At 54.1% G+C, this 25,639-nt stretch carries 22 protein-coding genes and 1 pseudogene; 16 read left to right on the top strand and 7 right to left on the bottom strand.

The annotated features are described in order from the left end of the window. Nucleotides 1-81 precede the first annotated feature (81 nt). The 6 genes from KXR87_RS17545 (at nucleotide 82) to patD (ending at nucleotide 7,191) form a co-directional block, all read left to right on the top strand. A complete protein-coding gene (locus KXR87_RS17545; RefSeq protein ID WP_437433497.1) occupies nucleotides 82-1,491 on the top strand; it encodes a PLP-dependent aminotransferase family protein in 1,410 nt (469 codons plus the stop codon). Between the two features lie 346 nt (nucleotides 1,492-1,837). After that, nucleotides 1,838-2,980 carry a putative ABC transporter substrate-binding protein YdcS gene (gene ydcS / locus KXR87_RS17540; RefSeq protein WP_437433496.1) on the top strand — a complete coding sequence of 381 codons (1,143 nt, stop codon included), beginning with the start codon at nucleotides 1,838-1,840 and terminating at the stop codon, nucleotides 2,978-2,980. 17 nt (nucleotides 2,981-2,997) lie between these two features. Continuing rightward, nucleotides 2,998-4,011: an ABC transporter ATP-binding protein gene (locus KXR87_RS17535; protein ID WP_437433495.1), complete on the top strand. Its 1,014-nt coding sequence runs from the start codon at nucleotides 2,998-3,000 to the stop codon at nucleotides 4,009-4,011. 1 nt (nucleotide 4,012) lies between these two features. Then, nucleotides 4,013-4,945, top strand: coding sequence for an ABC transporter permease (locus KXR87_RS17530; protein WP_437433494.1), 933 nt, complete (start codon nucleotides 4,013-4,015; stop codon nucleotides 4,943-4,945). Continuing rightward, nucleotides 4,935-5,741 (top strand): ABC transporter permease, encoded by an 807-nt coding sequence (locus KXR87_RS17525; protein ID WP_437433493.1) that lies wholly within the window; start codon nucleotides 4,935-4,937, stop codon nucleotides 5,739-5,741. Before KXR87_RS17530 ends, KXR87_RS17525 begins: the two co-directional genes overlap by 11 nt. A gap of 25 nt (nucleotides 5,742-5,766) precedes the next feature. Continuing rightward, entirely contained in the window at nucleotides 5,767-7,191 is a 1,425-nt protein-coding gene (gene patD / locus KXR87_RS17520) for an aminobutyraldehyde dehydrogenase (protein ID WP_437433492.1), read from the top strand. 47 nt (nucleotides 7,192-7,238) lie between these two features. Here the strand turns inward: patD and KXR87_RS17515 are convergent, their stop codons facing one another. After that, nucleotides 7,239-7,859 carry a hypothetical protein gene (locus KXR87_RS17515; protein ID WP_437433491.1) on the bottom strand — a complete coding sequence of 207 codons (621 nt, stop codon included), beginning with the start codon at nucleotides 7,857-7,859 and terminating at the stop codon, nucleotides 7,239-7,241. A gap of 579 nt (nucleotides 7,860-8,438) precedes the next feature. Between KXR87_RS17515 and KXR87_RS17510 the strand changes: the two genes are divergently transcribed. Next, nucleotides 8,439-8,774, top strand: coding sequence for a hypothetical protein (locus KXR87_RS17510; protein WP_437433490.1), 336 nt, complete (start codon nucleotides 8,439-8,441; stop codon nucleotides 8,772-8,774). A 27-nt stretch (nucleotides 8,775-8,801) separates the two neighbouring features. On the opposite strand, the gene KXR87_RS17505 is transcribed toward KXR87_RS17510, so the two are convergent. Beyond that, nucleotides 8,802-9,242, bottom strand: coding sequence for an ECs1072 family phage-associated protein (locus KXR87_RS17505; RefSeq protein WP_437433489.1), 441 nt, complete (start codon nucleotides 9,240-9,242; stop codon nucleotides 8,802-8,804). A gap of 277 nt (nucleotides 9,243-9,519) precedes the next feature. Between KXR87_RS17505 and KXR87_RS17500 the strand changes: the two genes are divergently transcribed. From KXR87_RS17500 to KXR87_RS17490, 3 genes are all read left to right on the top strand, one after another. Continuing rightward, nucleotides 9,520-9,843, top strand: coding sequence for a hypothetical protein (locus KXR87_RS17500; protein ID WP_437433488.1), 324 nt, complete (start codon nucleotides 9,520-9,522; stop codon nucleotides 9,841-9,843). Between the two features lie 130 nt (nucleotides 9,844-9,973). Further along, the gene (locus KXR87_RS17495; protein WP_437433487.1) at nucleotides 9,974-10,147 is read left to right on the top strand and encodes a GhoT/OrtT family toxin; all 174 of its coding nucleotides are present in this window, start codon (nucleotides 9,974-9,976) and stop codon (nucleotides 10,145-10,147) included. A gap of 104 nt (nucleotides 10,148-10,251) precedes the next feature. Next, entirely contained in the window at nucleotides 10,252-10,425 is a 174-nt protein-coding gene (locus KXR87_RS17490) for a GhoT/OrtT family toxin (RefSeq protein ID WP_437433486.1), read from the top strand. Between the two features lie 53 nt (nucleotides 10,426-10,478). Here the strand turns inward: KXR87_RS17490 and KXR87_RS17485 are convergent, their stop codons facing one another. The 3 genes from KXR87_RS17485 to KXR87_RS17475 are packed head-to-tail and all read right to left on the bottom strand — an operon-like array spanning nucleotide 10,479 to nucleotide 17,006. Then, entirely contained in the window at nucleotides 10,479-12,650 is a 2,172-nt protein-coding gene (locus KXR87_RS17485; protein ID WP_437433485.1) for a virulence factor SrfC family protein, read from the bottom strand. Further along, a complete protein-coding gene (locus KXR87_RS17480; protein ID WP_437433484.1) occupies nucleotides 12,647-15,628 on the bottom strand; it encodes a virulence factor SrfB in 2,982 nt (993 codons plus the stop codon). Before KXR87_RS17480 ends, KXR87_RS17485 begins: the two co-directional genes overlap by 4 nt. A 4-nt stretch (nucleotides 15,629-15,632) precedes the next feature. Beyond that, nucleotides 15,633-17,006, bottom strand: coding sequence for an SrfA family protein (locus KXR87_RS17475; RefSeq protein WP_437433483.1), 1,374 nt, complete (start codon nucleotides 17,004-17,006; stop codon nucleotides 15,633-15,635). Nucleotides 17,007-17,284: 278 nt separating this feature from the next. Between KXR87_RS17475 and KXR87_RS17470 the strand changes: the two are divergent. After that, nucleotides 17,285-18,882, top strand: a pseudogene (locus KXR87_RS17470) (ABC transporter substrate-binding protein). Between the two features lie 11 nt (nucleotides 18,883-18,893). Beyond that, the gene (locus tag KXR87_RS17465) at nucleotides 18,894-19,127 is read left to right on the top strand and encodes a YdcY family protein (protein WP_437433482.1); all 234 of its coding nucleotides are present in this window, start codon (nucleotides 18,894-18,896) and stop codon (nucleotides 19,125-19,127) included. Nucleotides 19,128-19,129: 2 nt separating this feature from the next. On the opposite strand, the gene KXR87_RS17460 is transcribed toward KXR87_RS17465, so the two are convergent. Both KXR87_RS17460 and KXR87_RS17455 read right to left on the bottom strand, forming a co-directional pair. Beyond that, nucleotides 19,130-19,579 carry a DMT family transporter gene (locus KXR87_RS17460; RefSeq protein ID WP_437433481.1) on the bottom strand — a complete coding sequence of 150 codons (450 nt, stop codon included), beginning with the start codon at nucleotides 19,577-19,579 and terminating at the stop codon, nucleotides 19,130-19,132. After that, a complete protein-coding gene (locus KXR87_RS17455) occupies nucleotides 19,576-20,094 on the bottom strand; it encodes an N-acetyltransferase family protein (RefSeq protein ID WP_437433480.1) in 519 nt (172 codons plus the stop codon). Before KXR87_RS17455 ends, KXR87_RS17460 begins: the two co-directional genes overlap by 4 nt. A gap of 38 nt (nucleotides 20,095-20,132) precedes the next feature. Here KXR87_RS17455 and KXR87_RS17450 point away from each other — a divergent pair, with 38 nt between their 5' ends. The 4 genes from KXR87_RS17450 to KXR87_RS17435 all read left to right on the top strand — a co-directional run bounded on the left by KXR87_RS17450 (nucleotide 20,133) and on the right by KXR87_RS17435 (nucleotide 24,904). After that, a complete protein-coding gene (locus KXR87_RS17450) occupies nucleotides 20,133-20,708 on the top strand; it encodes a helix-turn-helix domain-containing protein (RefSeq protein WP_437433479.1) in 576 nt (191 codons plus the stop codon). Nucleotides 20,709-20,821: 113 nt separating this feature from the next. After that, nucleotides 20,822-21,859 carry an NADP-dependent oxidoreductase gene (locus tag KXR87_RS17445; protein WP_437433478.1) on the top strand — a complete coding sequence of 346 codons (1,038 nt, stop codon included), beginning with the start codon at nucleotides 20,822-20,824 and terminating at the stop codon, nucleotides 21,857-21,859. A 259-nt stretch (nucleotides 21,860-22,118) separates the two neighbouring features. Next, nucleotides 22,119-22,775 carry a GntR family transcriptional regulator gene (locus KXR87_RS17440; protein ID WP_437433477.1) on the top strand — a complete coding sequence of 219 codons (657 nt, stop codon included), beginning with the start codon at nucleotides 22,119-22,121 and terminating at the stop codon, nucleotides 22,773-22,775. A gap of 197 nt (nucleotides 22,776-22,972) precedes the next feature. Next, nucleotides 22,973-24,904, top strand: coding sequence for a methyl-accepting chemotaxis protein (locus KXR87_RS17435; protein WP_437433476.1), 1,932 nt, complete (start codon nucleotides 22,973-22,975; stop codon nucleotides 24,902-24,904). The last annotated feature ends 735 nt before the right edge of the window (nucleotides 24,905-25,639 follow it).

Here is a 25,639-nt window from a genome sequence, read left to right as displayed (position 1 = left end):
GTGAAATTTAACCATAACAGTTTCCTGAATTCTGCTATTTTAAGGCACCTGATATGATCGTACCGGGGCAGGAAGAGGGTGATGAAAAAATATCAACGGCTGGCACAACAGATAATTGAGCAAATTGAGCTGGGGGCCTGGCGTCCCGGTGAGCGGCTACCATCCCTGCGTGAGCAGGTCGCAAGCAGCGGCTACAGCTTTATGACCGTCGGCCATGCCTATCAGTTACTGGAAAGCCAGGGCTATATCACCGCGCGTCCCCAGTCCGGTTACTATGTTGCGCCGCGATCGCATCGCCCGCAGCCCGCGCCCGCAGCTCAGGTGCAGCGCGACGAAGCGGTCGATATTAACACTTACATTTTCGATATCCTGCAGGCGAGCCGGGATGCCTCGATTCTGCCGTTCGGTTCCGCTTTTCCTGACCCGCGGCTCTTTCCGTTGCAGCAACTTAACCGCTCGCTTGCCAACGTCAGCAAGAGCGCCACTGCGGTCAGCATTATTGAAAATCTGCCGCCGGGGAATGCAGCGCTGCGTCAGGCTATCTCACGCCGCTATGCGCAGCAGGGGATGAAAATTCCTGCTGATGAGATTGTTATCACTGCCGGGGCGCTGGAAGCGCTGAACCTCAGCCTGCAGGCTGTCACCGAGCCCGGCGACTGGGTCATCGTAGAAACCCCTTGTTTCTACGGCGCACTGCAGGCGCTTGAGCGGCTGCGGTTAAAGGCGCTGAGCGTGCCAACGGATGTCCATGAGGGTATTGATATGGCAGCTCTGGAAGACGCGCTGAAAACCTACCCGGTCAAAGCCTGCTGGCTGATGCCAAACAGCCAGAATCCGCTGGGATTTACCCTCAGTCCGGAAAAGAAAGCGCGTCTGGTTTCATTATTGACGGAACATGGCGTAAAGCTGATAGAAGATGATGTGTACAGCGAGCTCTATTATGGTCGGGAAAAACCGCTGCCCGCAAAGGCATGGGATACCAGCGATATGACACTGCATTGTTCGTCATTTTCTAAATGCCTGGTGGCGGGGTTTCGCATCGGTTGGGTGGCGGCGGGTAAACATGCCCATCGCATCCAGCAGTTACAACTGATGAGCACGCTTTCGACCAGTTCGCCTATCCAGATGGCACTGGTCGATTATCTGGATACGCAACGCTACGACACTCACCTGCGACGTTTGCGGCGAGCGCTTGCAGAACGTAAACAGCAGGCGTGGCAGGCGCTGTTGCGTCATCTTCCGGCGGAAGTCAAAATCCATCGCAACGAAAGTGGCTATTTTTTATGGCTGGAATTACCGGCCCCCCTGGATGCCGGAGCGCTGAGTGAGCGTGCGCTGGCTCATCAGGTCAGCATTGCACCCGGTAAAATGTTCTCAACTGCCCGTGAACCCACCCCCTTTTTCCGCCTCAATACCTCGTGGCAATGGGGGGAGCGCGAAGAGCGGGGAATTATGTTATTAGCAGCGCTTATTCAGGAAATGATGGAATAAAACTGTCCGGCATGCTTCTTATTTTCACAATGCGTTCTTCTTTATTCAGAAATAAGCAGAATAAAAAATAAAGAAGCGCTTCATTATTTTCTTTACTCCCCACTAACCTATTCATACGAAATTCGCATAGCTCACAGGCAGTGCTTTTCCCCGCTAACCTGTTGTCTATACTCCAAAAGACGGACCACCTGAGGCTTCATCCCTTAAGGCAGTGCGCTACCGGTCACAACATCGCGAAATTTCTCGCGGGTGGGGTTCGGCGCGTCAGGCAGCCGTCTACTTTTAAAACAGGAGATATTTTTACGGCAGGGCGGCCGCTCATTTCATTGCGACAGGAGTAAAACGTATGAGCAAGAAATTTGCCCTGAGCTGCCTTGGTGCGCTGGGCATGACCATCGCAACTGCACAGGCTGCTGAACCGACAGAAATTGGCAAAGGAGAAGGGCGGCTGGATATTATCGCCTGGCCGGGATACATCGAGCGGGGCCAAACCGATAAGGCCTACGACTGGGTGACGGCCTTCGAAAAAGAGAGTGGTTGTGCCGTCAACGTAAAAACCGCCGCCACGTCCGATGAGATGGTAAGCCTGATGGCGAAAGGCGGCTATGACCTGGTGACCGCCTCTGGTGACGCCTCGCTGCGCCTGATCATGGGCAAACGCGTCCAGCCGATAAACACCGCGCTCATTGCCAACTGGAAGACCCTGGATCCGCAAATTGAAAAAGGGGAATGGTTTAACGTAGGCGGCAAGGTTTATGGCACACCCTACCAGTGGGGGCCAAATCTGCTGATGTATAACACCAACACCTTCCCGACACCGCCGGACAGCTGGGCAGTGATTTTTGTGAAACAGGATTTGCCGGACGGCAAGAGCAATCAGGGTCGTGTTCAGGCCTACGACGGCCCTATCTATATTGCTGATGCGGCGCTGTTTGTGAAAGCAACCCAGCCGCAGTCAGGTATTAAAGATCCTTACCAGCTCACTGAAGCCCAGTATCAGGCGGTACTCAACGTGCTGCGCGCTCAGCATGGCCTGATTCACCGCTACTGGCATGACACTACCGTGCAGATGAGTGATTTTAAAAACGAAGGGGTGGTCGCCTCCAGCGCCTGGCCCTATCAGGCCAATGCGCTCAAAGCAGAAAAACAGCCGATTGCTACCGTGTTCCCGAAAGAGGGGGTCACCGGCTGGGCGGATACCACCATGCTGCATGCTCAGGCCAAACACCCTAACTGCGCCTACAAGTGGATGAACTGGTCGCTGACGCCGAAAGTGCAGGGGGACGTTGCCGCCTGGTTCGGCTCGCTGCCGGTGGTGCCACAGGGGTGCAAAGCCAGCGAACTGCTGGGGGAAAAAGGATGTGAAACCAACGGTTACAGCTTCTTTGACAAGATCGCGTTCTGGAAGACCCCGACCGCTGAGGGCGGCAAGTATGTACCGTACAGCCGCTGGACCCAGGATTATATTGCCATTATGGGTGGACGTTAACCGGGCGGGAGCTTTGCATGACTTACGCGGTAGAATTTCAGGATGTCTCGCGGTTGTACGGTGATATCCGCGCGGTGGACGGCGTCAGTCTGGTGGTGAATGACGGCGAATTTTTCTCAATGCTGGGGCCATCCGGCTCCGGCAAAACCACCTGCCTGCGGCTGGTTGCAGGCTTTGAACAGTTAAGTGGCGGCGCTATCCGTATCTTCGGGCGCGAAGCCAGCGAACTGCCCCCCTGGGAGCGTGACGTCAACACGGTCTTTCAGGACTACGCGCTCTTTCCGCATATGTCGATTCTCGATAACGTTGCCTACGGTTTAATGGTCAAAGGCGTCGATAAAAAAACGCGTCATGCCAGTGCCCGTGAGGCGCTGGAGAAGGTGGCGCTGGATTTTGTTCATGCCCGTAAACCATCGCAACTCTCCGGTGGTCAGCGGCAACGTGTCGCCATCGCCCGTGCGCTGGTCAATCGACCCCGCGTGCTGTTACTTGACGAACCCCTGGGGGCGCTGGATTTAAAACTGCGTGAACAGATGCAGTTTGAGCTAAAAAAACTGCAGCAGGATCTGGGCATCACCTTTATTTTTGTCACCCACGACCAGGGGGAAGCCCTGTCGATGTCCGATCGGGTCGCGGTCTTTAATAATGGCAGGATAGAGCAGGTGGATACGCCGCGTGAGCTCTATCTGCGCCCCCGCACCCCCTTTGTGGCCGGGTTTGTGGGGACGTCAAATGTGTTTGATAACACCCTTGCCGGAAAACTTTGTGCCATGCAGGGTACATTCTCACTAAGACCTGAACATATCCGGCTGAACCAGCCTGGAGAGGTTCAGGTTCAGGGCGTGGTGCAGGCCGTGCAATATCAGGGAGCCGCCACGCGTTTTGAACTGAAACTGGCCGACGGCGTCAAGCTGTTGGTGACCCAGCCGAACCTTTCAGACGCCCTGTTACCACCCTCACTGGAGCCGGGCCAGAGGGTGCTGGCCTCCTGGTCGCGTGACGCAATGGTGCCGTTGCAGGGAGTCGCCTGATATGGACGCGCGCGTTTATCCTCAACCGGCACCCGGACGTCTGAGTCGTTTCTTCTGGCGCAGGCCCTCGCTGGGTTTGTTCCTGTTATTGTTTGGCCCGCTGATGTGGTTCGGCATCGTCTATTTTGGCTCGCTGCTTACTCTCCTCTGGCAGGGGTTTTATACCTTTGACGACTTCACCATGTCGGTGACGCCGGATCTGACGCTGGCAAATTTATGGGCGCTCTTCAACCCGTCCAATTACGACATCATTCTGCGCACCTTGACAATGGCGGTTGCAGTCACCCTCGCCAGCGCCATTCTGGCCTTTCCGATGGCCTGGTTTATGGCGAGATATACCAGCGGGAAATGGAAAGCGTTCTTTTATATCGCGGTCATGCTCCCGATGTGGGCGAGCTATATCGTAAAGGCCTATGCCTGGACGTTACTGCTGGCTAAAGATGGCGTCGCCCGATGGTTTTTAAGCCATCTGGGGCTGGAGCCGTTGCTGGCTGCATTATTAACGCTTCCTGGTATTGGTGGTAATACCTTATCGACTTCGGGACTGGGGCGATTCCTGGTGTTTGTCTACATCTGGCTGCCGTTTATGATCCTCCCGGTGCAGGCCGCGCTGGAACGGCTGCCGCCCTCCCTGTTGCAGGCTTCTGCCGATCTGGGCGCGACACCCCGGCAAACCTTTCGTCATGTCGTTCTCCCGCTGGCGATACCGGGTGTGGCGGCAGGATCAATTTTTACCTTTTCACTGACGCTCGGTGATTTCATCGTTCCGCAACTGGTCGGCCCCCCCGGCTATTTCATTGGCAACATGGTCTATTCCCAACAGGGAGCGATCGGCAATATGCCAATGGCCGCCGCCTTTACCCTGGTGCCCATCCTGTTGATTGCCCTTTATTTGTCGTTTGTGAAACGTCTTGGAGCATTCGATGCACTCTGAAAGCGCACCCTGGTTTCTGAAAGTGGCGGCATGGGGGGGCGTGCTCTTTCTGCACTTCCCGTTATTGATAATCGCCATCTATGCTTTTAATACCGAAGAGGCCGCATTCAGTTTCCCGCCGCAGGGGCTGACGCTCAAATGGTTCAGCGTAGCGGCGACAAGGGGAGATATTCTCGATGCGGTGACACTGTCACTTAAAGTGGCAGCACTGGCGACTTTAATTGCACTGCTCCTTGGCACGCTTGCTGCAATGGCTCTCTGGCGAAGCACATTCTTTGGGAGGAATGCCATCTCGCTGTTGCTAATGTTGCCTATTGCATTGCCCGGCATCGTGACGGGGCTGGCGCTGCTGACGGCCTTTAAGACGGTGGATCTGGAACCGGGTTTTTTCACCATAGTGACAGGCCATGCGACTTTCTGCGTAGTGGTGGTCTTCAATAACGTCATTGCCCGTTTTCGCCGTACCTCCTGGAGTCTTGTGGAGGCCTCGATGGATCTTGGGGCGAACGCCTGGCAGACCTTCCGTTATGTGGTGCTGCCAAACCTGGGGTCGGCTCTGCTGGCCGGAGGCATGCTGGCGTTCGCGCTATCGTTTGACGAAATTATCGTGACGACGTTTACCGCCGGTCATGAACGTACCTTACCGCTCTGGCTGTTAAATCAGTTGGGCCGGCCGCGTGATGTTCCGGTCACAAACGTGGTGGCTCTGCTGGTCATGCTGGCGACGGCGCTGCCTATCCTGGGCGCGTGGTGGCTGACCCGTGACGGTGAAACCGTCGCTGGTTCCGGCAAATAACTGACAACTTAATAAGGATAGCCCTATGCAACATCAATTATTTATCAATGGCCAACTGGTCAACGGCGAAGGGGAAAAGCAGGCCGTTTATAATCCGGCTACCGGTGAGGTGTTGCTGGAGATAGCGGAAGCTTCCCCTTCGCAGGTCGATGCCGCGGTTCTGGCAGCGGATGCGGCTTTTAAAAGCTGGGGGCAGACCAGCCCGAAAACGCGCGCGGCCTGTCTGCTTGAGCTGGCGCAGGTGATTGAAGACAATGCAGAAGCACTGGCGACACTTGAATCGCTCAACTGCGGCAAGCCGTTGCACTGCGCGCTTAATGATGAGATACCTGCCGTGGTGGACGTGTTTCGCTTCTTTGCCGGCGCGGCTCGCTGTATGAACGGGCTGGCGGCGGGGGAATATCTGGAAGGACACACCTCGATGATTCGCCGCGATCCGGTTGGGGTCGTTGCCTCTATTGCCCCCTGGAACTACCCGCTGATGATGGCCGCCTGGAAGCTTGCTCCGGCACTGGCGGCCGGTAACTGCGTAGTCATTAAACCATCGGAAATTACACCGCTCACCGCGCTTCGTCTGGCGGAACTGGCAAAGGATATTTTCCCGCCAGGTGTGCTCAACGTACTCTTCGGTCGCGGCACAACCGTCGGCGACCCCCTTACCGGTCATGAAAAAGTGCGCATGGTCTCTCTGACGGGTTCGTTTGCAACCGGTGAGCATATCATCAGCCACACCGCCCCCTCGATTAAGCGCACCCATATGGAGTTAGGCGGCAAAGCACCGGTTATTGTGTTTGATGATGCCGATCTGGATGCGGTTGTGGAAGGCGTGCGGACCTTTGGTTTTTATAACGCCGGGCAGGATTGCACTGCTGCCTGCCGTATTTATGCGCAAAAGGGAATTTATGACCAGCTTGTGGAAAAACTCGGTGCGGCGGTCGCCAGCCTGAAAATGGGCGCACCGGAAGATGCCACCACTGAGCTTGGGCCGTTAAGTTCAGCAGCCCACCTGGCGCGAGTGGCTAAAGCAGTGGAGGATGCAAAAGCACTGGCACACATCAACGTCGTCACCGGAGGTAAAAAACGTGACGGAGCGGGTTATTACTTTGAACCAACCCTGCTTGCGGGCGCAAAACAGGACGATGCTATTGTGCAACGTGAAGTCTTCGGGCCGGTGGTGAGCGTCACCCTCTTTGATGACGAAGAGCAGGTGCTGGGGTGGGCCAACGATTCACAGTACGGACTGGCGTCTTCTGTCTGGACAAAAGACGTTGGCCGGGCGCATCGCCTGAGCGCCAGGCTGCAATATGGCTGTACCTGGGTTAATACGCACTTTATGCTGGTCAGCGAGATGCCGCACGGGGGGCAGAAACTCTCCGGTTACGGCAAGGATATGTCAGTCTATGGGCTGGAAGATTACACCGTGGTGCGTCACGTAATGATAAAACATTAACGGGCTGCGGGTGTCGGGGCAGCATGCCCTGACACCCGTACTCACGACTACAACCTTGATGCCAGCGCCAATACAAGCTGAACGGCCAGCAGTAACAGCGAGACTTTAACCCAGGAAAGCTGGCGGTATTTTTTATGCTTAAGGCCAAAAACCTTCAATGCTTTCTCTTTTTTCAGCAAAAATTTGCCCACCAGACCAAGCCATAACATATTAGCCAGTGACACAAGCGGGAACAGTAAACCGAGCCAGGGAAGCGCTTTGTCTGCCATCAGGGCGATAAGGATACGAGCAGGCCAGAATACTACTAACGACAGCAGGGAAAGGAGGCGGAATAACAGACCGGGCGGCTGATAACTGTATGGGACCGCCAGGATAAGCGATGTAATAGCCCAGCTTCCCACCACACATAACACCACGCCCCACAGGCGATTTTTGAACGTGTCAGACATGCCTGCGGAAGTGCCGGTGCCTGGGGTGCCGAAGGGACTTTGTGTCGGGGCAGCAGCAGGCGTGCTTTGCCAGGCAGGGGGAGTGTCAGTGCTGTCGTCCTGATTTTTATAATCAGAACGCCAGGTTCTGTCCGCTTCCTCTTGTGTGTGATAAATCCCGTCCGAGCCCTGGTAAATATCCGCACCGAAAACGTTCTTGCCTTTGTAATCTGAACTCATGGTTGATTTCTCTTTATTATTGATGCGCTTTGGCCGTTAAACCCGCAACGTTAGCCCCGGGAACGGCACAGCTGGCAGGTCGGTGTCATTAAAGTATCAGTCGTCGTCCTTTTCAAGCTCTTAAACTTTATAGGCTTCCTCGTCTGCACCCTTGTTACAAGTGAACGTCAGGGGAAAGAAAAGCATGGCGGACGCTGGCCACGCGATGGGATAGAGTGGTTCAAGAGAGTGAAAGAGCAGGTGCTTCACCGGCAGTGATGACGCACCCGGCCATATCATCAAGAATGTAATAGGAGCGTTATCGGCTTTATTGCAAAAATCGAATAACGATATAAATATTGCGGTAATTCTCACGATTTATCTTTTTGCTACTGTCAATAAACGTAAAGATAGTTTATCTCTAATGGTACGTTTCCTGCACCAGCAGTATTAAGGCGTTTCATAAAATATAAAACAAGACGAACCGTAGACAGACCTTATCTGGCCTTATTGTCATATTAAGTTAATTGATCCGACAACGAATCGTCACGGCCTGCTACTGATAATGTCGCGTTTTTTCATCGGGCTGGGGATAATTTAATGAGTAAGTTAGTGGTGATACTGATACCCGGCGGTGCGCCTGAGTATTTGACGGTTGATGATGATCAGAAAAGCATTACCTGGTTCAACAGCGCAGAAGTTCCAGGTCATGCTGGTTATATGCTGCCGATTGAAACCTATTTTTGTGAAGGGGAAGAGTTTCATTTTGCACGGATAGAGAGTTTGCCTGAAGGAGAGGAGGCATCCACCATTTCTTATTTAACTGCCCAAAAAACAGATGCGCTGGCAGGGCTTATGTCCAGTTTCAGGCAGGGTATTGCTGTTATTAGTCAGATTCTGAATATTGATGGCGGCAAAAGAATAAGGGCCAAATAAGCCCTTAACATTATAAGTATGTGCAGGCTATCGTTTCAGGATATTTTCATTTTCCCGTGGTGCCCAGTCCTTTTCTGAGAAATCATATAAGGAATAAGGCTGATCGCGTAAGCCGTTGGCACGCAGGATGCCGCGTACATCAGCAGGCAGGTTCTCTTCGCGAAAGAGTTCAGAGATAACAAACATAGCGTCGCTGAAAGAGAGCTGTTTAACTTCAAAGGGTTTCCAGCCGGTACGCTTAAAAATAAGGTGGTAAAGCGCTTCCTCACCAGCCAGCGAGACATAAGGGCTGGCATATTTTTCACGGTGGCGTGAGAGCAGAACTTCCAGAATGAAAATATGTGCGATGCGCTGTTTGGCGGCGTTACCCCTTACGCTGTCGTCGTTGGTCATATCCTCGTGTGTGATGTCATTGTTTTCACACACTCGTAATTCTATGGCATGCCACAGATCGTCAAACTTTTGCATAGCATTAACCCTGTATAAAATGATTTCTTACCCGTAAAGAATATCAAAAATGCTGCCTGTGCGCTAAAGAAGAGCAGGGGGATAAGCCGTAAATAATGAGACATTCTCAGTACAGGTTAATTCAAAAAGTTGAATGACTGATTATATTGAGCTTTAAGTTAAATTAACGCGCGCTACGTTTATGCCCTGAGAACAAGGCCGGTCGTTCGCGAGGTCATCAGGACCGATTACCTTATAATCGAAATAAAACGTGGATGCTTCTGCTACAGGACAGACGATGAGATACAGAAACCTGGTGGCAATCTTTTTTGTGACAGTTGGTGTTTTTGCTGCCGCCTACAGCCATGCCGTAACGCCAATTAACGATGAGCAAATTAAAAAGCGGATTGTTGAGGTTTCTATTGCCGCCTATCCCGGTCCCTGTGCTTGTCCCTTTAATCAAACCCGAAATGGTAGCCTTTGCGGTAAGCGAAGCGCCTGGAGCAAACCCGGCGGCTACGCCCCTATCTGCTATGTCAGTGAGGTCACACCGGAAATGGTGAAAGCCTGGCGTGCACAGCCTGGCAGACGGGCGAGCGTAGCACCCGGGAGTAAGCCGTGACCTGGACGAAAGGGTTACATTGGCTAACATCTACGTTGTAAAAACCGCATTTTATGTGAATAAAACTTGATGTGCGTCAACAAAACGAGCATATTGCGGTCGTTTTGTTTTCAAAATATTAGTGCGGGCTATGACGCTTTATCAAAAAATGTTGGTTTTTTACGCTATTATGGCGTTGATTTGTTCAGTGATTACCTGGTTTCTCTCCAGCGATCGCAAACGCATCCGTTTTCTGAGCGCGTTTCTGGTAGGGTCGACGTGGCCCATGAGTTTTCCCGTGGCATTACTGATCTCCATCTTCTGATGTTTTCCATTATTCCTGCCAATGCGTGACGGCGCAGACATTACAGAAAGGCACTCTTGTGCAACATAGGTCTGCAGATGTTTTCCACGGAAAGGAGGCAGAAGATGGACCTGTATTTCTGGATGCTCGTTTTTTATGCGGTGATGGCAGTGGTGGCCGGAGTGAGCACGTGGTTTCTGTCGAAAGAGACCCGGCGTATGAAAGCATTGAGCGCGCTACTGATAGGCGCAACCTGGCCCCTGAGCTTTCCGGTGGCACTGGCATTTTCTCTGTTATAGATGAAATGCGTAAAGAAAATGACCCGACACACCTCAGTGGCCGGGTCATTTTTTTATGGCAGTAAGGCTTTGAGCTTCTTACGCGCCGTCGTGGAAACGTCGAGCGGATGGCTGTACCCCATGTTTTCAACCGCGCGACTGTACAACGCCACCAACCAGTCATAGACATAGCGGGTTGCCGCATGGACCGGCTGATCACCTAATCTTGTCAGACGTTCACCCGTCACTACCGGGGCCGAAACGAAAACAGGCGTCCCCTTCAGCACGCGGCTGGAAGGGCGTTCAGAGGGCTTCACGGCGGCATAACCAAGCCAGGCGACAAAGTTCCCCGTTTCAGCATACAACTGCGCGGCGCAGGCGGTGTCGCGCTGCATGGTTTTCTGCAACTGTTCCGGCAGCCCCAGGCGATAGCTGGAGACAATCACGATTTCAGCCATTTGTCGCAGGGTTGTAGGCGTTACGCCCAGGCGGGCTGCATTATCATCGTTACGGCTCCACTGGCGAACATGATTCACCCACATGGCATGGGCCTGCTGGCCCACATCGCGTGAGGTATGCAGTTGCTCCCGGTTATCCGTCGACTCAGCAAAGAGATCGATGGCTTCATTAAACAGGCCGCTGACCTGCTCTTCACGCGGTTGCTGCACTTTCCATAAATTATCAAACTGCTGCATGTCCGGCATCATGCCCTCCAGCAGCTCCCCGTGACGGGAAGCATGCGCCTGCAGCTCCCGCACAACGGCTTCGGCACGGGCCTTTTGCGCACTGTTTTCTTTAGCCGGTGTTGTCACCCAGGCCTGCATGAGATCGTGGAGAGCAGCATGATGTCGCTCGCGCAGCGCATGAAGGCGATTTTGCCGAAGCGCAGGCGCGGTGGCCTGCGCCAGCCATTCCAGCACCCGTTGCAGACTGCTGGAATCCAGCGCCTGCAGTGTACCCCAGTGCTGGCCGGGTTTGCCCACCAGTTGCTGAATAACCTCGTCAAGATTCTGCCCACCGGTAAATCGCGCATCGTGTGGCGTAATAGTCCAGACCAGACCCGGAAGCGCGGCCTCCTGGCCTGACTGCGTCTCCTTCACCCAGTGCAGTAGTGCCCTGGCCGTGGCTGATGTCTCACTGCGTTGCGAGGTAGCGTTGCAGATGAGCAGGACATCCGGTTGTAAAGACTGGCGATAACTGTCGAGTAACCAGCGGCATTTACTGTTCCATAAGGGATCACCCTCTGCTCTGGTCGGAGTCGGAATATCAAGAATATCGACATTCTCCAGCACGCTCTCTTCGACCGGAAGCACCAGCTCTTTGGTCAGCAGGGCAAGCGTGGATAACGGAATACTGACTGCGTTTTGCAGTTGCGCCTGCGACCACGGGTGCACCACCACCTCGCTGGCGACCTCTTCAAAGGACGAAGCAGCGGGGGTAAGGAAACCTTCTGTCGGCAGCGCGAAGTTATCCACCAGCAGGCTCAGCGGTGCCGCAAGCTCAGCGGCATTACCGGTCTGATGCAGGGTGTGGGCCAGCGATAACCAAAGCTGCGTCAGTTCCTGATGTTCACCCCATAACAGAGACCAGGCGCTGGCGCGGGCGCTCAAGTCCAGCGACGGCAGCAGGCAGGCAAGTTCATACCAGAGCGCATCATCCAGATGCTGTTGGGATGCCGGCACGCAGGTACGCCAGAAACGACCGATAGCCCCGACCTCCTCAGCGATTAACCCCGGAACGGGGTTGGGCTGACGCAACGCACGCCATTTAGCAATACGATTTTCTGCCACCGACTTTTCCACGCGTCGCAGATCGGGCATCGTCTGGGCGTGAACGATAAAAATCTGCACCAGGTCCGCTTCACTGATGAGGCGCAGACGCAGCGGGAAATTCTCATCCACCGCCTCATGATGACGGCTAAAGCGCAGCGCCATGCGGGTCAGCATATGGCCGGGGTTGATATGGGTGAAATAATCCAGCGTTTTCTCGCCAGGCTGAACATTTAATCGTCCGTTGCCGCTCTGGCAGAGCGCACCCAGCAGATGGGCTTTGGCAGCCTGGGAGTGGCCATAAAGCCCGACAGTGCAGGGCGCACGCGCGGCCTCATCCAGGGCATGTTCTTCTGCCGCGCTGGCGGTCAGACGGGCCAGCAGCGCATCGGCATCATCTTCCAGCAAAGGAGAATGCTGGCGGTTCTCATTGATCCATGCACGAAGCGCCTGGGTTGTGTTCATGCTCGCACTCATTTCAGGTACACACTCCCGCTGTCGATCCAGTAATGGCTGCCGCTGTGGCGGCGATCGGCCAGCGTATTCAGTTTGAAGGTTAGCGCGTCGGCAGGAACCGGCGTGCCATCCTGAAGCCAGGCTTCGCTAAGCATAAAGGACTCCGGTCCTTGATGCTTATTGCCACCACTAAACTGTAAACGCACATTCAGGACGCCATCACCGGCGATGGTTTTTGCCAGTTCGGCGGAGTTGATACTCAGCGTATAGAGTGGGGTGGCAGGCCACCGCGCATTGGCAAGCTGGCGGAATCCCAGCGTAATATTGCCGCGCAGTGGGAAGTGCAGACGGGCATCCAGTTTGGCGTTGGGCTTATCCAGATCGATGTCGTGATACCAGATATTCTCATCACGCAAGGTATTCACCACATTGTCCAGCACGCCGAGATAGCGCACGGTGGAGTAGGCACCAATGTCTGCCGCTTTGAAGTTAAAACGCGGCAGACGGAGATCGAGCGCCAGGCTGCATAACATCGCGCCTACTGCCGCTGTGGATTTCGGGTTGCCTATCTTGCCCTGCTGACTGAACGGATACCACTCATGTACACGGTATTTATCAAGCCAGATCATCCGGTTAACCGGAACAGGTTGCAGGTGACGAATCAACGCCTGCACCCCTGGCAGACAGCCCGGACGGCCCATAATCAGCAAGACATCGCAGCAGTAATGGCTGATAGCCTCGCACACCGCGTGTAAGGGGGCGGTGAGAGTGAACTGCCCGGCGAGCATGGCCTCCTGCAATTCCCGGAAATTAACCTGAAGCGGGACGCTGAGTACGTCGAATTCCGGTGAACCAGAGGGGAGCGCATGATCGATAGCCTGTCTTAAGTAGTTCATGACATTGCGGGTAGGGCGCTGGGTAAGCAATTCACCAAAAGTGGCATGTAAACCGGCTAACGGATCGTTGATATCGCTCTCTTCCCAGGCCGCCAGAATCGCATGACCGACAGGCATAAACAGCTGCAATGTGGTCTGCTGGCGCAAAATTGCCTGCGTATCAATGCGACCTGAATCACTGAACAAGGTTGCCATCAGGGAGGCCGCATCCGTAATGCCAGCCTTTTGCAGTTGCGTTTGCATCGCGGGCAGGACGCAGCGCTGGATAATATCCAGCAGAATGTCATCGCCGGCTACCTTAAAGCCCTCGCGGAACAACAGCTGCGGCGTGATTTTGACGTTGCTGCCAGTGCCATCGTCCAGTTGATAATGGGTGATGGCCATATCGGTAGTACCGCCACCGATATCCAGCGAGGCGACCCGTAGCGAGCGGCCTGCTGGCATCCCTTCGGGCTCTGCTCTGTCCGGGCGCGCCTGAGCGGCAAAGAAGGTTTCCGTCTGGCCGGAATAGCGAGAAATGGCTTCGTTATAGAGCCACACCAGCTGACCGCAGCTGGCTTCATCCCACTCCATCTGAATACGCGGAACCGGCACCACGCTCTTATCCTGGTGTTTGCGGTTAGCAAAGTCCTCGTCCTGCGGGTGCCAGCCCATCGCTTTCCAGACAATCGCTATCGCTTCAAACATGCGGCGACGGAAGATCTCACGCTCCTGCTTAGGCATTGCTGAGGGTAACGTAAGGATAAGGGTACGCAACTGGCGGGGCGATGCCGGGAAACCCAGCCGCAAGCGGGTTGCCACGCTGTTCATCTGTCCGAGCGCTTGCGCCAGAAGTTCGCAGAGCATATGGGTCATCAGCGTGCTGCGGCTGTACTGCGGCGAGAAGACCGGCAGACGTTCGTCCAGCGGCAGGGTATAGAGCGGCTGACCTTCATCATTCATCAGATTCATCAGCGGGAACGCCGTTGCCAGCGGTTCGCGCTGGGTTTTGCTGTTCATCTGACTAAAGCGCCAGTCCTGTAATACTGGCGTCTCATCCCACAGATAACGACGCGGGCTGGAGATGCCGCTATTGCCCTCTGTACCCAACCGCTGCATGGCCAGCTTACGGGCTTCATCGCCGACACGAACAATAGACGGCCAGACGAAAGCATCTTCACGACCGCTTTCTACGGAGAAATGCTGTTTGCCAAAACGGGCTTCAGAGAACTCAAGGCGACTGGTAAACAGCGGCTCATTAAGGAACTGGGGCTCGCTCAGAGAACGAACCTGAAGCTCCGCTGTCTGGCGCAGACCGTCGTTGGCATCGCCATGATCTTCGATGATAACGCCGCATGTATGGGTGTTACCGACGTCGAGAATAAGATCAACCGGGATCGCAGGGGTACTGAGGGTGTGGGTGACAATTTTTACTTCCGGCACCTGAAGCTGTGTGCCGAGCAGCGTGAGCAGGTTCAGCCAGTGGGACTGGTATTCAAAGCCACGCATCGCCTGCGCTATGTCGCGCTCGCTGCGCGTATCGTTCTGGCTGGCGTACTGAAGAAAGGCTTCCCGCAACCAGCCGTCAACCCAGGTTTGATCAAGAAAGTCGGCAACCTCATCATCGCGCCAGGCCAGCGAAAAACGTGTGCCGTTGAGAATGTCGTTTTCCTGCGGCGCAAGGGCCGAAGGGGAGTTACCGTTGATCTGGCTGTCCAGCGCAAGGGTGACACGGTGGGTATTACCGGCCCCGTCCGGGGCAGTGAGTTTACGGATCTGTACCCGCGCCCAGTTGTCCGGCCCCTCCACGAAGGTACGTGGCGGGTTAAAGCGCAGAAACGGAATGGGCAGCCATATGCCATCCAGGATGGCAAGGGAGGTGTGCAGCGACTGGGTGCTTTCAGGCTTCACGACTTCGGGCTGACTGCCATGACGGCCCGGCAAGGTGTACCGCTCGTTAACCAGATCGTAATCCAGTCGCAGGAGCGGGCCATTTGCCGTTTTACGCACGAACCGACCGCTCTGAGCCGACTCCTGTGGCGTCAGGCCAAAATCGAGAAACTGCACGCCACTGTTGGCAATCAGGGTGACGCTCTGTTTGTAATCGCAAAGATTAACCAGCATAAAATCAGGCACCTGTTTTTCTGAAGGTCACGGAAACGGGGGTATTAGCATCAAATTGCGCCGTGCATTCCGCGACATCGTTATTACCTGCCTTACAGGCGATTTCCGGCATCGGATAGCGGGTGCCGTCGCTGCAACGTGCCGTACTACGGCTCTTGATCATCAGCACGCCCGTATCATGTAAACCCGAGAACAGCTCTGCACGACAGGAGATATTATTCCCCTGAATGATGCGTGCCGTCCCTTTATTGTTCTGGATCTGGAAGCGGATAGTCGGTGCTTTACCCGTGGCCTCATCTTTCACATCCATGACCACGCGCCAGTTACCGTTTAGAAAACGCGTCGCCCCGGTTTTGATTTGTTGTGCATCCATCACCAGTGCGTCTTTCGGGATGGCCGCAATAACCACAGGTTTACGCGCCGGTTCGGCTTTTTCCACAACCGGTTCGACGACTTCAGCCTGATGCAATGGCAGGGTTGCTGAGAGCACGGTGGGCGGGGCGACTGGCGCTACCACGGGCGCAGGTGCAGGCGCGCTCGCCGTCTGCTCAATGACAGAGCGCGCAACCGGTGCGCTGTTCTGCTGCTTAAGCACAAGGGGTGCTGCAACCGCCACCGCTACGGCGGCAGCAATGGGCAGTGCCCAGACACCATAACGACGACGTTTAACCGGTGCGGTTTGCTCGACCGCTGGCGGAGGCGGCGGCGTAACGGGGGCAACAACCTCGTCTGACGGCGCCTCTGGGCGGGGAACGCTAACCGGCGGCACCGCGCTCAGAAGCGGTTCGTCTGCATGAGTGAAACTGGTTGCGATAACGGGTTCATCAACCCCTTCAGGTTCCGGCTCGGACTCTGGTTCTGGCTCCGGCTCAATCAGAATAACCGGCTCAGGAACGTCTTCTTTGCGTAAACATTCCAGCACATCGTCGCGTGCACTTTCGTTAAGGTTAACAAATCCCCAGAAGGTGATAACGGGTTTACCCTCCACCAGGAAAACGTGGTTTTCACCAGGAAACTGCAGCGCTTTTTCAAGCAGCGAACCAAACAGTTGCTGCGCTGTTTTCGGCGACTGAATGCATTTTCGGCTCAGGGCCGCAGCGCTGTCCAGCGTGCTGTCGAGGTAGCGAAGGGCGCGAAAACGGGCCTCTTCATCTGCAGCTTTCCACGCAACGGCGCGCCCCTCGACAGGAGAGTACCAGTCGACGCGATCGCCTTCGTCATTAACCTGCGGAATGGCCAGGCAGTCGACCAGAGCCTGCTGCTTTCGCAGACGCAGGGCTTCACGAATTTGCAGTGCCGAATCAAAGACGGCCTGACCACCACCACCAACGGCCTGGAAATCATCCAGACAGCCGCTGCGCAAGAGAGTTTTTGCCACGTTTTCATCCCATAGACTTTTTCACGCGTCTACTGTACGCATTGTTATGCCAGACAAACGGCAGAAGAGAGCGCAAAACCATTGAATTCTCGACCCATTGGCGATCCGGCGACGTTCTGCCGAGGCTGAATTTGCTTAAGTCGATTTTATTATTTAATTCTGGCGAAGATTTCAGCGAAAACAACTGCTTTAGAATAACCTGATAGTGATTCGTTATTTGCCAGTTCACATCTGCTGTGCTGAGATTACGGTTTCATATAAAAATAAGGTTTCAAACGATGAACGCAAGGAAAACCCTGCTCGCGCTGGCGCTGAGCACCTTACTACCCACAGGGGCGGCATGGGCTGCTAACCAGGACACGCTTGTTTACTGCTCCGAAGCCTCTCCTGAGTCCTTCAACCCACAAATCGCCAGCTCTGGCCCCTCTTTTGTTGCCAGTTCCCAGGTCCTTTACAACCGTCTGGTAAACTTTGATCCGGTAAAAAATACCCCGGTTCCTTCCCTTGCAACCGACTGGACCATCTCCCCGGATGGCAAAACCTATACCTTCACGTTGCGCCAGGGTGTGAAATTTAACAGCAATAAATTCTTTAAACCTACGCGCGATTTCAACGCCGATGACGTTATTTTCTCGGTGATGCGTCAGAAAGACCCTAACCATCCTTATCATAATGTTTCTAAGGGAAATTATGAATATTTCAGCGATGTAGGACTGGATAAACTCATTCAGGAAGTTAAAAAAGTCGATGATTATCACGTTCAGTTTGTTCTCACGGAGCCTAACGCTGCCTTCCTGGCCGACTGGGGAATGGATTTTGCGTCTATCCTCTCAGCGGAATACGCCGATGCGATGATGAAAAAAGGGACGCCTGAAAACGTAGATAACTGGCCAATTGGCACCGGGCCTTATGTTCTGCAGCAGTACAAAGCCGATGCTCAGATCCGTTACCTGGCAAACCCCAATTACTGGGACGGCGCGGTTCCGACAAAGCATCTGATTTTTGCTATTACCCCGGATGTACAGACCCGTCTGGCAAAACTGCAGACCAACGAATGCCAGATCATTCCGGCACCGGCACCGGTTCAGTTTGACCAGATTAAAGGCAACAAAGCGTTGACCCTGCACACCGTTGATGCCCTCAACGTGGGTTACCTGGCGTTTAATACCGAGAAGAAACCCTTTGATAATGCGCTCGTGCGTCAGGCGCTGAACTATGCAACCGACAAAAAAGCAATTATTGATGCGGTCTTTATGGGGTCTGCGACCGTGGCGAAGTCACCGTTGCCGCCAAACATGCTCGGTTATAAGAAAGAGTTAAAAGATTATGCTTATGATCCAGAGAAAGCCAAAGCGCTGCTGAAGCAGGCCGGGCTTGATAAAGGCTTTGAAACCACACTGTGGTCAATGCCGGTTCAACGTCCTTACAACCCGAACTCACGACGCATCGCGGAAATGATCCAGAGTGACTGGGCGAAAGTGGGCGTAAAAGCAAAAATTGTCTCTTATGAATGGGGCGAATACCTGGCAGGTATGCGCCGTGGCGAGCATGATACCGCGCTCTTTGGCTGGATGTCTGACAATGGCGACCCGGATAACTTTGCTGACACCCTGCTGGGCTGCAACAGCGTGAAAAGTGGCGCTAATGCCGCACGCTGGTGTGATAAAGCCTATGATGGCCCGGTACAACAGGCTAAACTGACCAGCGACCCGGCAAAACGTGCCGCGCTTTATGGCCAGGCGCAAGAGGTGTTCTATGAGCAGGCACCGTGGATTGCGCTGGCAAACGGGAAAACCTTTTTGCCACCCGCAGTAACGTGACCGGTTACAGCGTCAGTTTGATGGGCAGTGATTTTTCTAAAGCAAAACTGAATTAACAGGAGTTGGCATGTCACATCTGGATGAAGTTGTCGCCCGTGTGGATAGCACCATTGCAGAGAGCGTCATCACGCATATGAATGAATTGCTGGTGGCGCTCAGCGACGATGATGCACTGAGCCGGGAAGAGCGTTATGCCCAGCAACAGCGTCTGCGCAAGGCGATCTTTGACCACGGCCGGCATCATAAAGAGGAACTTGAAGCCCGCCGTGAGCAGCTCACCAAAGGTGGCACCATTTTGTAAGTTCAGAACTGGCGTCTGGCAACCAGCCAGGCGCCAATTACCAGCATGACCGCGCCGCATACTGGCCCTGCCAGCGCTTTTAACGCCACTCCCTGACTTCTCACGACGTCCATAACCAGCCCGCCAATCAGCTGACTCGCAACCAGCACGGCGATAGTCGTGGCGGCACCCACATACTGATAGCCACTGATACTGGCAAAAACAAAGAACGAGCCGAGCAGGCCGGGAATAAGCGTCCACCAGTGCACTGTTGAAGCAAGCTCACTGAAGCCAGCGGTGCCGTGCTTTACCAGCAGAATAGTGACGAACAATACAATGCCTACCAGAGAATTAAGCAGCATGGCGATGAGAATCGTGGAGGCTGACTGGGTGATACGCACCATCAGCATATTTTGCACCACCAGACCAATGCCTGCGGCGACAAGAAAGCAGAGTGTTAGCGTCTGGTTCATCCGATAGCGTCCGGGTCCTGGCGGTTATCCAGTTGCAACTGTAAAAAGGTCAGATCCAGCCAGCGGCCAAATTTGGTGCCCACCTGCGGCATCTGGGCTGTGACGTTGAAACCCAGTTTTTCATGCAGATGAATAGAGGTGAGGTTTCGGGACTCGATGCCGGCGACCATCACGTGTTTACCGATTTTCCGGGCTTCCTCGATCAGCCTGACCATCAATGCCTGACCGATTTTTCGTCCCTGGTAGTCGGGATGAACATAGACCGAGTGCTCAACCGTGTGGCGGAAACCCTCAAAAGCACGCCAGTCGCCAAAGGAGGCATAACCTGTTACAACGCCGTTCTCCTCACTTACCAGAACCGGGTAGCCCAGCAGTGCGCGCGCCTCAAACCAGGCAATGCGGTTATCCGCATCCACCGTTGTGTCATTCCAGATGGCAGCGGTATGCAAAACAGCATGGTTATAGATTGCCGCGATAGCCGCGCAGTCCTCTTTTAAAGCATGACGGATGAGCATGGTTGAACCTCAGGGGTTGTACACTATAGTATTACGATATGAATACTATCTCAGACAGCATAAATCAACGGATCAGTGCGCGAATTCGCGTAGAACGTGAGTCACGAGGCTGGTCCCTGAGCGACCTTGCTCTGCGGGCCGGCGTTTCCAGGGCGATGATCCATAAAATTGAACGCGGGGAGAGTAGCCCCACGGCGACCCTGCTTGCGCGACTTTCCGGGGCGTTTGGCATCAGCATGTCCACACTCATTGCCAGGGCAGAGATGCCGGAAGGCAAATTGCTCCGCTTTGCTGAGCAGCCGGTGTGGCGCGATCCGCAAAGCCATTATCTCCGCCGTCATCTCTCACCTCGCAGCGATTTACCCCTTGACCTGGTGCAAATTGACTTACCGGGCGGCAGCGATATTCCCATGCCAGCCTCGGCCTATTTACATGCCCGACAACTTATCTGGTTACAGCAGGGGGCACTGGTTTTTGTTGAAGGAGAGACGCGCCATGAAATGCAGGCGGGGGACTGCCTTGAGCTGGGGCCGCCAAATGATTGCCGCTTCATCAATGAAACCACAGAAATCTGCCGTTACCTGATTGTGCGTCTCAATCCGGGGAGCGCGTAACTGGCATTACGCTCCGGCTGCCTTATCTGCCACGCTCTGCCCGCTGTCGGGTGCGCACATTTGATGGATAGCTCCTATTATCTATAGATCGTTGTCTGATGCAGGAGAGTTTTATGAAGCAAGAACGCGAAAAAAACCGCCGCTGGCTACTGGCCTCACGCCCGAAGGGCGCGCCGGTTGCCGACAATTTCCGGCTGGAAGATACCCCCATCGCCAACCCTGAAGAGGGGCAGGTACTGTTACGCACCGTTTACCTCTCGCTGGATCCCTATATGCGGGGTCGCATGAGCGATGCGCCATCCTATTCTCCGCCGGTGGCGATCGGCGATGTGATGTGTGGTGCCACGGTAAGCCGTGTTGTGCAATCCCGTCATGCTGATTTTCAGGAAGGCGAGTGGGTGCTGGGTTATAGCGGCTGGCAGGACTACGAAATCTCGGACGGTAAAGGTCTGGTGAAACTGGGTGCACACCCTGACCATCCTTCGTGGGCGCTGGGCATTCTCGGGATGCCGGGCTTTACCGCCTATATGGGATTAATGGATATCGGACAACCTCAGTCAGGTGAAACGCTGGTGGTCGCCGCGGCGACCGGGCCAGTTGGTGCCACCGTCGGGCAGATTGGCAAAATCAAAGGCTGCCGTGTTGTGGGGGTGGCAGGCGGTGCAGAGAAATGTCGCCATGCCGTCGAGGTTCTTGGTTTTGATGCCTGTATTGACCATCGTGCGGACGATTTTGCCGCGCAGTTGGCCAGCGCCTGCCCGCAAGGTATCGATATTTATTTTGAAAACGTGGGGGGGGCGGTTTTTGATGCTGTACTGCCATTATTAAATACCTCTGCCCGAATTCCGCTTTGTGGTCTGGTCAGTGGATATAATTCGACAGAATTACCTGCTGGTCCTGATCGGGTTCCATTATTAATGGCAACGCTTTTGAAAAAACGCATACGTTTGCAGGGCTTTATTATTAACCAGGATTATGGTCACCGTATTGACGAATTCCAGCAGGAGATGTCCGGGTGGATTGCGGACGGCAAGATCCATTATCGCGAACACATTACCGAAGATCTTGAGAGTGCGCCGGATGCTTTTATCGGGATGCTGGCAGGCAAAAACTTTGGTAAGGCTGTCATTCGGGTAGGTGCCGAAGACTAACAGGATGATGGCGGCGATAAACCGCCATCATATTTCGTGCAAAATTTTTAAAAACAGCTTTAATTAATCATGCATAAGGAATCGATGACCTTACGGCAACGGTTTCTGGTAGTTGTGCATAATAAATAACTAATTGTTCTAACATTAACGCGACAATCCAATACCAGGCATGCATTTGCATAACATATCCTAGGGACATTATGATTCCATACACGCTACCAGTTTGATAACTAATAAGAATTTTTTACAGGATACTCACATGCTTGACTTGGAAAAAGCGCAACGAACAAGCCTTACTTTACAGGTAGAGGCGAGTTTAAAAAGTGCGCTTATTATTGGTGCGTTAAAACCTGGCGCGCGTCTCATTACTAAGGAAATTGCTGATCAATTGGGCACGAGTATTACGCCCGTCAGAGAAGCTTTACTCCGTCTTGTCTCTGCGGGGGCACTTCATGCAACGCCGGCACAAGCATTTTTGGTGCCTGAAGTCAGTGCCGAACGCTTCAATGAAATTAACCTTATTCGAAAAAAACTGGAAGGGATGGCGGTGCACGCTGCCAGCCAGAATATGACCCCAGGAATACTCCATGAATTACGCAGCCTCGCTGATATTTTTCATGAAGCGGTCAAAAGTGGTAATACTGAACTTTCTTTACAAACTAATCGTGTGTTTCGTTTCGCCGTATATCACTCTGCCCAAATGCCAACGCTAACGGCTATTATCGAACAATTATGGGTGCGCATTGGACCCTGCTTTAATTATCTTTACCCTTCATCAAATGAGTTAACCCGCGGGCATGACTATGGCGATTTATTAACCGGTCTTAAAAAACGGGACGGTGAAGCGTGCGAACAAGCGATATGGCGTGCTATTGATGATGGCGCTATCATTTTGCGTAAGCAGTTTAAGCACTGACGTCGTCAGTTAACCAGATAAGAGATTAAAAATCGTTCTTCTGCCTATGCTCCTCACTGATAATTTGTCATAGAGGAGCACTCATATCACGTTTTTGCCACAAACTTCGCCTCCTCTCTGAAAAACCGAAACCCTATGCCGATAACGTTATTGTGCGCAGTAAGGCGCTAACATTGATGTAAAGCAAGGAGTCCCGGATGTCTTTCAGCCAAGGGTTGAGCAATATAACCATCAGTAAAAAATTGTCGGTAGGGTTTGGCGTCGTTCTCTTTCTTGTCGCCATTGCGACCGTATTAAGCGTGCTCAGATTTAAAGAGATCCGTGACGTATACGAAAAAACCAATCTCATTTACAACGTCAACATTGAAGTCTTTCAGGCCAAAATAAATCGGCTTAAGTATCTCTATGGGGATGATAAAGCCGGACAGGTAATGTCTGGCTATGTTAAGCATGCCTCTGAGTTAACGTCCAGCGCAGCAGAGATGAGCTGGACCGAAAAAGAGAAGAACTGGCTCACTGCGCTCAATGGTCATCTGACAAAATTTCAGAGCAGCGTGAATGAGATGCAGCAGGCCATGAATGCGCTCAACACTGTGCGCACCTCTCTTGATGCTCTGGCGGGGCAGGATCAAAAAACCCGTTTCACAACCCTTATTCGTACCCCAGTGGCAGACAGTGCACTCTCCGGGCAACTTTTTGATCAACTGATTAATATCGGTAGCGTGCGTGATGCGGCGCTGATACTACGCTTTAGTCCCACTAAAGAGGCGCGAAGTACGCTGGACGCCCGCTTTAATGAAACGCAGGCTTCCGTGCAGGCGCTTTCCTCTCAGTTACCGGGTGACATCCAGGCACCGTTAAACGCACTCTGGGAAGATACCCGTAACTATTACGCACAAAGTGTGAATTACTTTACCGCGGTGCAGGCGCTGAAGGCCGCTGAAGATAACGTCAAAATCGGCGGTGATGAAAGTAGCGCTGACATTAAGCAGCTGCTGGGCCTGGTTAAAACGCATAATGACGCGCTGGCTAATACCTCCAGTACTATCGCGGCCATTATTGGCCTGATTGCGATTATGATTGGCGTGGTGGTCTCCTGGTGGATTATCCGCCAGATAACCCGTCCGGTTGTACACAATCTGGCGCTGGCGGAGCGCATCGCAAGCGGCGATCTCAGTTCGCAGATAACCGCACATAGTCAGGATGAACTGGGTAAACTGACCGGCGCGATGGGGAGGATGAACAGCAAGCTTCGCGAGATGATTTTCGAAGTGCGTAACAGTGTGTCGCAAGTTTCTCGTGCGGCAACGGAGATTGCGGAAGGTAATACCGATTTGTCATCCCGCACCGAGCAACAGGCGGCCGCCGTGGTGGAAACGGCAGCCAGTATGGAAGAGTTAACGGCGACGGTGAAAAACAACGCCGACAACGCCCGTAACGCCAGCCGCCTTGCCGCACAGGCCTCAACCACGGCAAGTGAAGGAGGCCTGGTCATGCGCGAAGTGGTTAAAACCATGAGCGATATCAATACCAGTTCCGGCAAAATTGCTGATATCACCGCCGTGATAAACAGCATCGCTTTCCAGACCAATATTCTCGCCCTGAATGCGGCCGTTGAAGCTGCCCGTGCCGGTGAACAGGGGCGCGGATTCGCCGTGGTCGCCAGCGAAGTGCGCAACCTGTCTCAACGCAGTTCGCAGGCTGCAAAAGACATCGAACACTTAATCAGTGAATCCGTATCGCGTATCACTAAAGGCAGTGACCTGGTGGTCAAAGCCGGGGCGACGATGGATGAGGTGGTTCAGTCCGTTACTCGTGTCAACGATATTATGGGTGAGATCTCTTCGGCCTCTGAAGAACAGAGCAGGGGTATTGAGCAGATAGCGCGTGCGGTTAGCGAGCTCGACAGTACCACGCAGCAGAATGCATCGTTGGTGAGTGAGTCTTCAACCGCGGCAGGATCGCTTGAAGAGCAGGCGCGCCTTCTGGAGCAACTGGTGGCAACCTTCCGGCTTGAAGCGGGGGGCGAGCAGGCTACGTCTGCGCAGCCGCTACTGCGACCGGCGTTAAAGGTGCAATCGCGAGCAAAAGCGCCGGAGAGTCAGGATGATGGCTGGACGACATTCTGATTAAGATTGCAGTTTTGCGAGGGAAGGTGTTGCGCTTCGGGCACGATTTTCTCGCTCGTCCTTTAAACCTGCAAAGGGGCACGCTTTTCTCCCTTGCCCCATTGGGGAGAGGGTCGGGGTGAGGGGACACGGGCGGCGCTGAGGTGTGTTACGTTCCCTGTCAGACCTGCTGAACATGCCAGGGAGCACGGTTTTCCCCCTCGCCCCATTGGGGAGAGGGTCGGGGTGAGGGGAAACGGGCGGCGCTGAGGTATGTTACGTTCACCGCCAGTCCTGCTGAACCTGTAAAGGGGCACGCTTTTCCCCCTCCGCCCCACCGGGGAGAGGGCCGGGGTGAGGGGAATGGGTGGCGCTGAGGTATGTTACGTTCACCGCCAGTCCTGCTGAACCTGAAAAGGGCTCGCTTTTCTCCCTCGCCCCATTGAGGAGAGGGCTGGCATGAGGGGGAACGGGCGGCGCTGAGGTGTGTTACGTTCCCTGTCAGTCCTGCTGAACCTGAAAAGGGCTCGCTTTTCTCCCTCGCCCCATTGGGGAGAGGGGCGGGGTGAGGGGAATGGGTGGCTCTGAGGTGTGTTACGTTCACCTTCAGACCTGCAGAACATGCCGAAACAGTCACCCGTGAACGTGCAAAGGGGGCCACCGCGGCCCCCTTTGCAATCCCCGCGGCCCCGCACCGAAACCGGTGCTGCGCACTGCGCTCACCTCCCGGCCCTCAGCCTGCGGCCGGTTTGACTC

The organism is Yokenella regensburgei (genome assembly GCF_051486985.1).
Taxonomy (GTDB): Bacteria; Pseudomonadota; Gammaproteobacteria; order Enterobacterales; family Enterobacteriaceae; genus CBFFRJ01.
Note: the sequence above shows the minus strand (reverse complement) of the source record. Positions and strands in the feature narration are given on the sequence as shown.

What these genes read in the sequence shown, in the direction of transcription:
- KXR87_RS17450 (WP_437433479.1), top strand. Translation starts at nt 20,133, where the DNA reads ATGAATACTATCTCAGACAGCATAAATCAACGGATCAGTGCGCGAATT.
- KXR87_RS17515 (WP_437433491.1), bottom strand. Translation starts at nt 7,859, where the DNA reads ATGAGTTCAGATTACAAAGGCAAGAACGTTTTCGGTGCGGATATTTAC.
- KXR87_RS17535 (WP_437433495.1), top strand. Translation starts at nt 2,998, where the DNA reads ATGACTTACGCGGTAGAATTTCAGGATGTCTCGCGGTTGTACGGTGAT.
- KXR87_RS17485 (WP_437433485.1), bottom strand. Translation starts at nt 12,650, where the DNA reads ATGAGTGCGAGCATGAACACAACCCAGGCGCTTCGTGCATGGATCAAT.
- KXR87_RS17460 (WP_437433481.1), bottom strand. Translation starts at nt 19,579, where the DNA reads ATGAACCAGACGCTAACACTCTGCTTTCTTGTCGCCGCAGGCATTGGT.
- KXR87_RS17525 (WP_437433493.1), top strand. Translation starts at nt 4,935, where the DNA reads ATGCACTCTGAAAGCGCACCCTGGTTTCTGAAAGTGGCGGCATGGGGG.
- KXR87_RS17465 (WP_437433482.1), top strand. Translation starts at nt 18,894, where the DNA reads ATGTCACATCTGGATGAAGTTGTCGCCCGTGTGGATAGCACCATTGCA.
- KXR87_RS17495 (WP_437433487.1), top strand. Translation starts at nt 9,974, where the DNA reads ATGACGCTTTATCAAAAAATGTTGGTTTTTTACGCTATTATGGCGTTG.
- KXR87_RS17500 (WP_437433488.1), top strand. Translation starts at nt 9,520, where the DNA reads ATGAGATACAGAAACCTGGTGGCAATCTTTTTTGTGACAGTTGGTGTT.
- KXR87_RS17480 (WP_437433484.1), bottom strand. Translation starts at nt 15,628, where the DNA reads ATGCTGGTTAATCTTTGCGATTACAAACAGAGCGTCACCCTGATTGCC.
- KXR87_RS17440 (WP_437433477.1), top strand. Translation starts at nt 22,119, where the DNA reads ATGCTTGACTTGGAAAAAGCGCAACGAACAAGCCTTACTTTACAGGTA.
- ydcS (WP_437433496.1), top strand. Translation starts at nt 1,838, where the DNA reads ATGAGCAAGAAATTTGCCCTGAGCTGCCTTGGTGCGCTGGGCATGACC.
- KXR87_RS17505 (WP_437433489.1), bottom strand. Translation starts at nt 9,242, where the DNA reads ATGCAAAAGTTTGACGATCTGTGGCATGCCATAGAATTACGAGTGTGT.
- KXR87_RS17510 (WP_437433490.1), top strand. Translation starts at nt 8,439, where the DNA reads ATGAGTAAGTTAGTGGTGATACTGATACCCGGCGGTGCGCCTGAGTAT.
- KXR87_RS17530 (WP_437433494.1), top strand. Translation starts at nt 4,013, where the DNA reads ATGGACGCGCGCGTTTATCCTCAACCGGCACCCGGACGTCTGAGTCGT.
- KXR87_RS17455 (WP_437433480.1), bottom strand. Translation starts at nt 20,094, where the DNA reads ATGCTCATCCGTCATGCTTTAAAAGAGGACTGCGCGGCTATCGCGGCA.
- KXR87_RS17435 (WP_437433476.1), top strand. Translation starts at nt 22,973, where the DNA reads ATGTCTTTCAGCCAAGGGTTGAGCAATATAACCATCAGTAAAAAATTG.
- KXR87_RS17490 (WP_437433486.1), top strand. Translation starts at nt 10,252, where the DNA reads ATGGACCTGTATTTCTGGATGCTCGTTTTTTATGCGGTGATGGCAGTG.
- KXR87_RS17545 (WP_437433497.1), top strand. Translation starts at nt 82, where the DNA reads ATGAAAAAATATCAACGGCTGGCACAACAGATAATTGAGCAAATTGAG.
- patD (WP_437433492.1), top strand. Translation starts at nt 5,767, where the DNA reads ATGCAACATCAATTATTTATCAATGGCCAACTGGTCAACGGCGAAGGG.
- KXR87_RS17445 (WP_437433478.1), top strand. Translation starts at nt 20,822, where the DNA reads ATGAAGCAAGAACGCGAAAAAAACCGCCGCTGGCTACTGGCCTCACGC.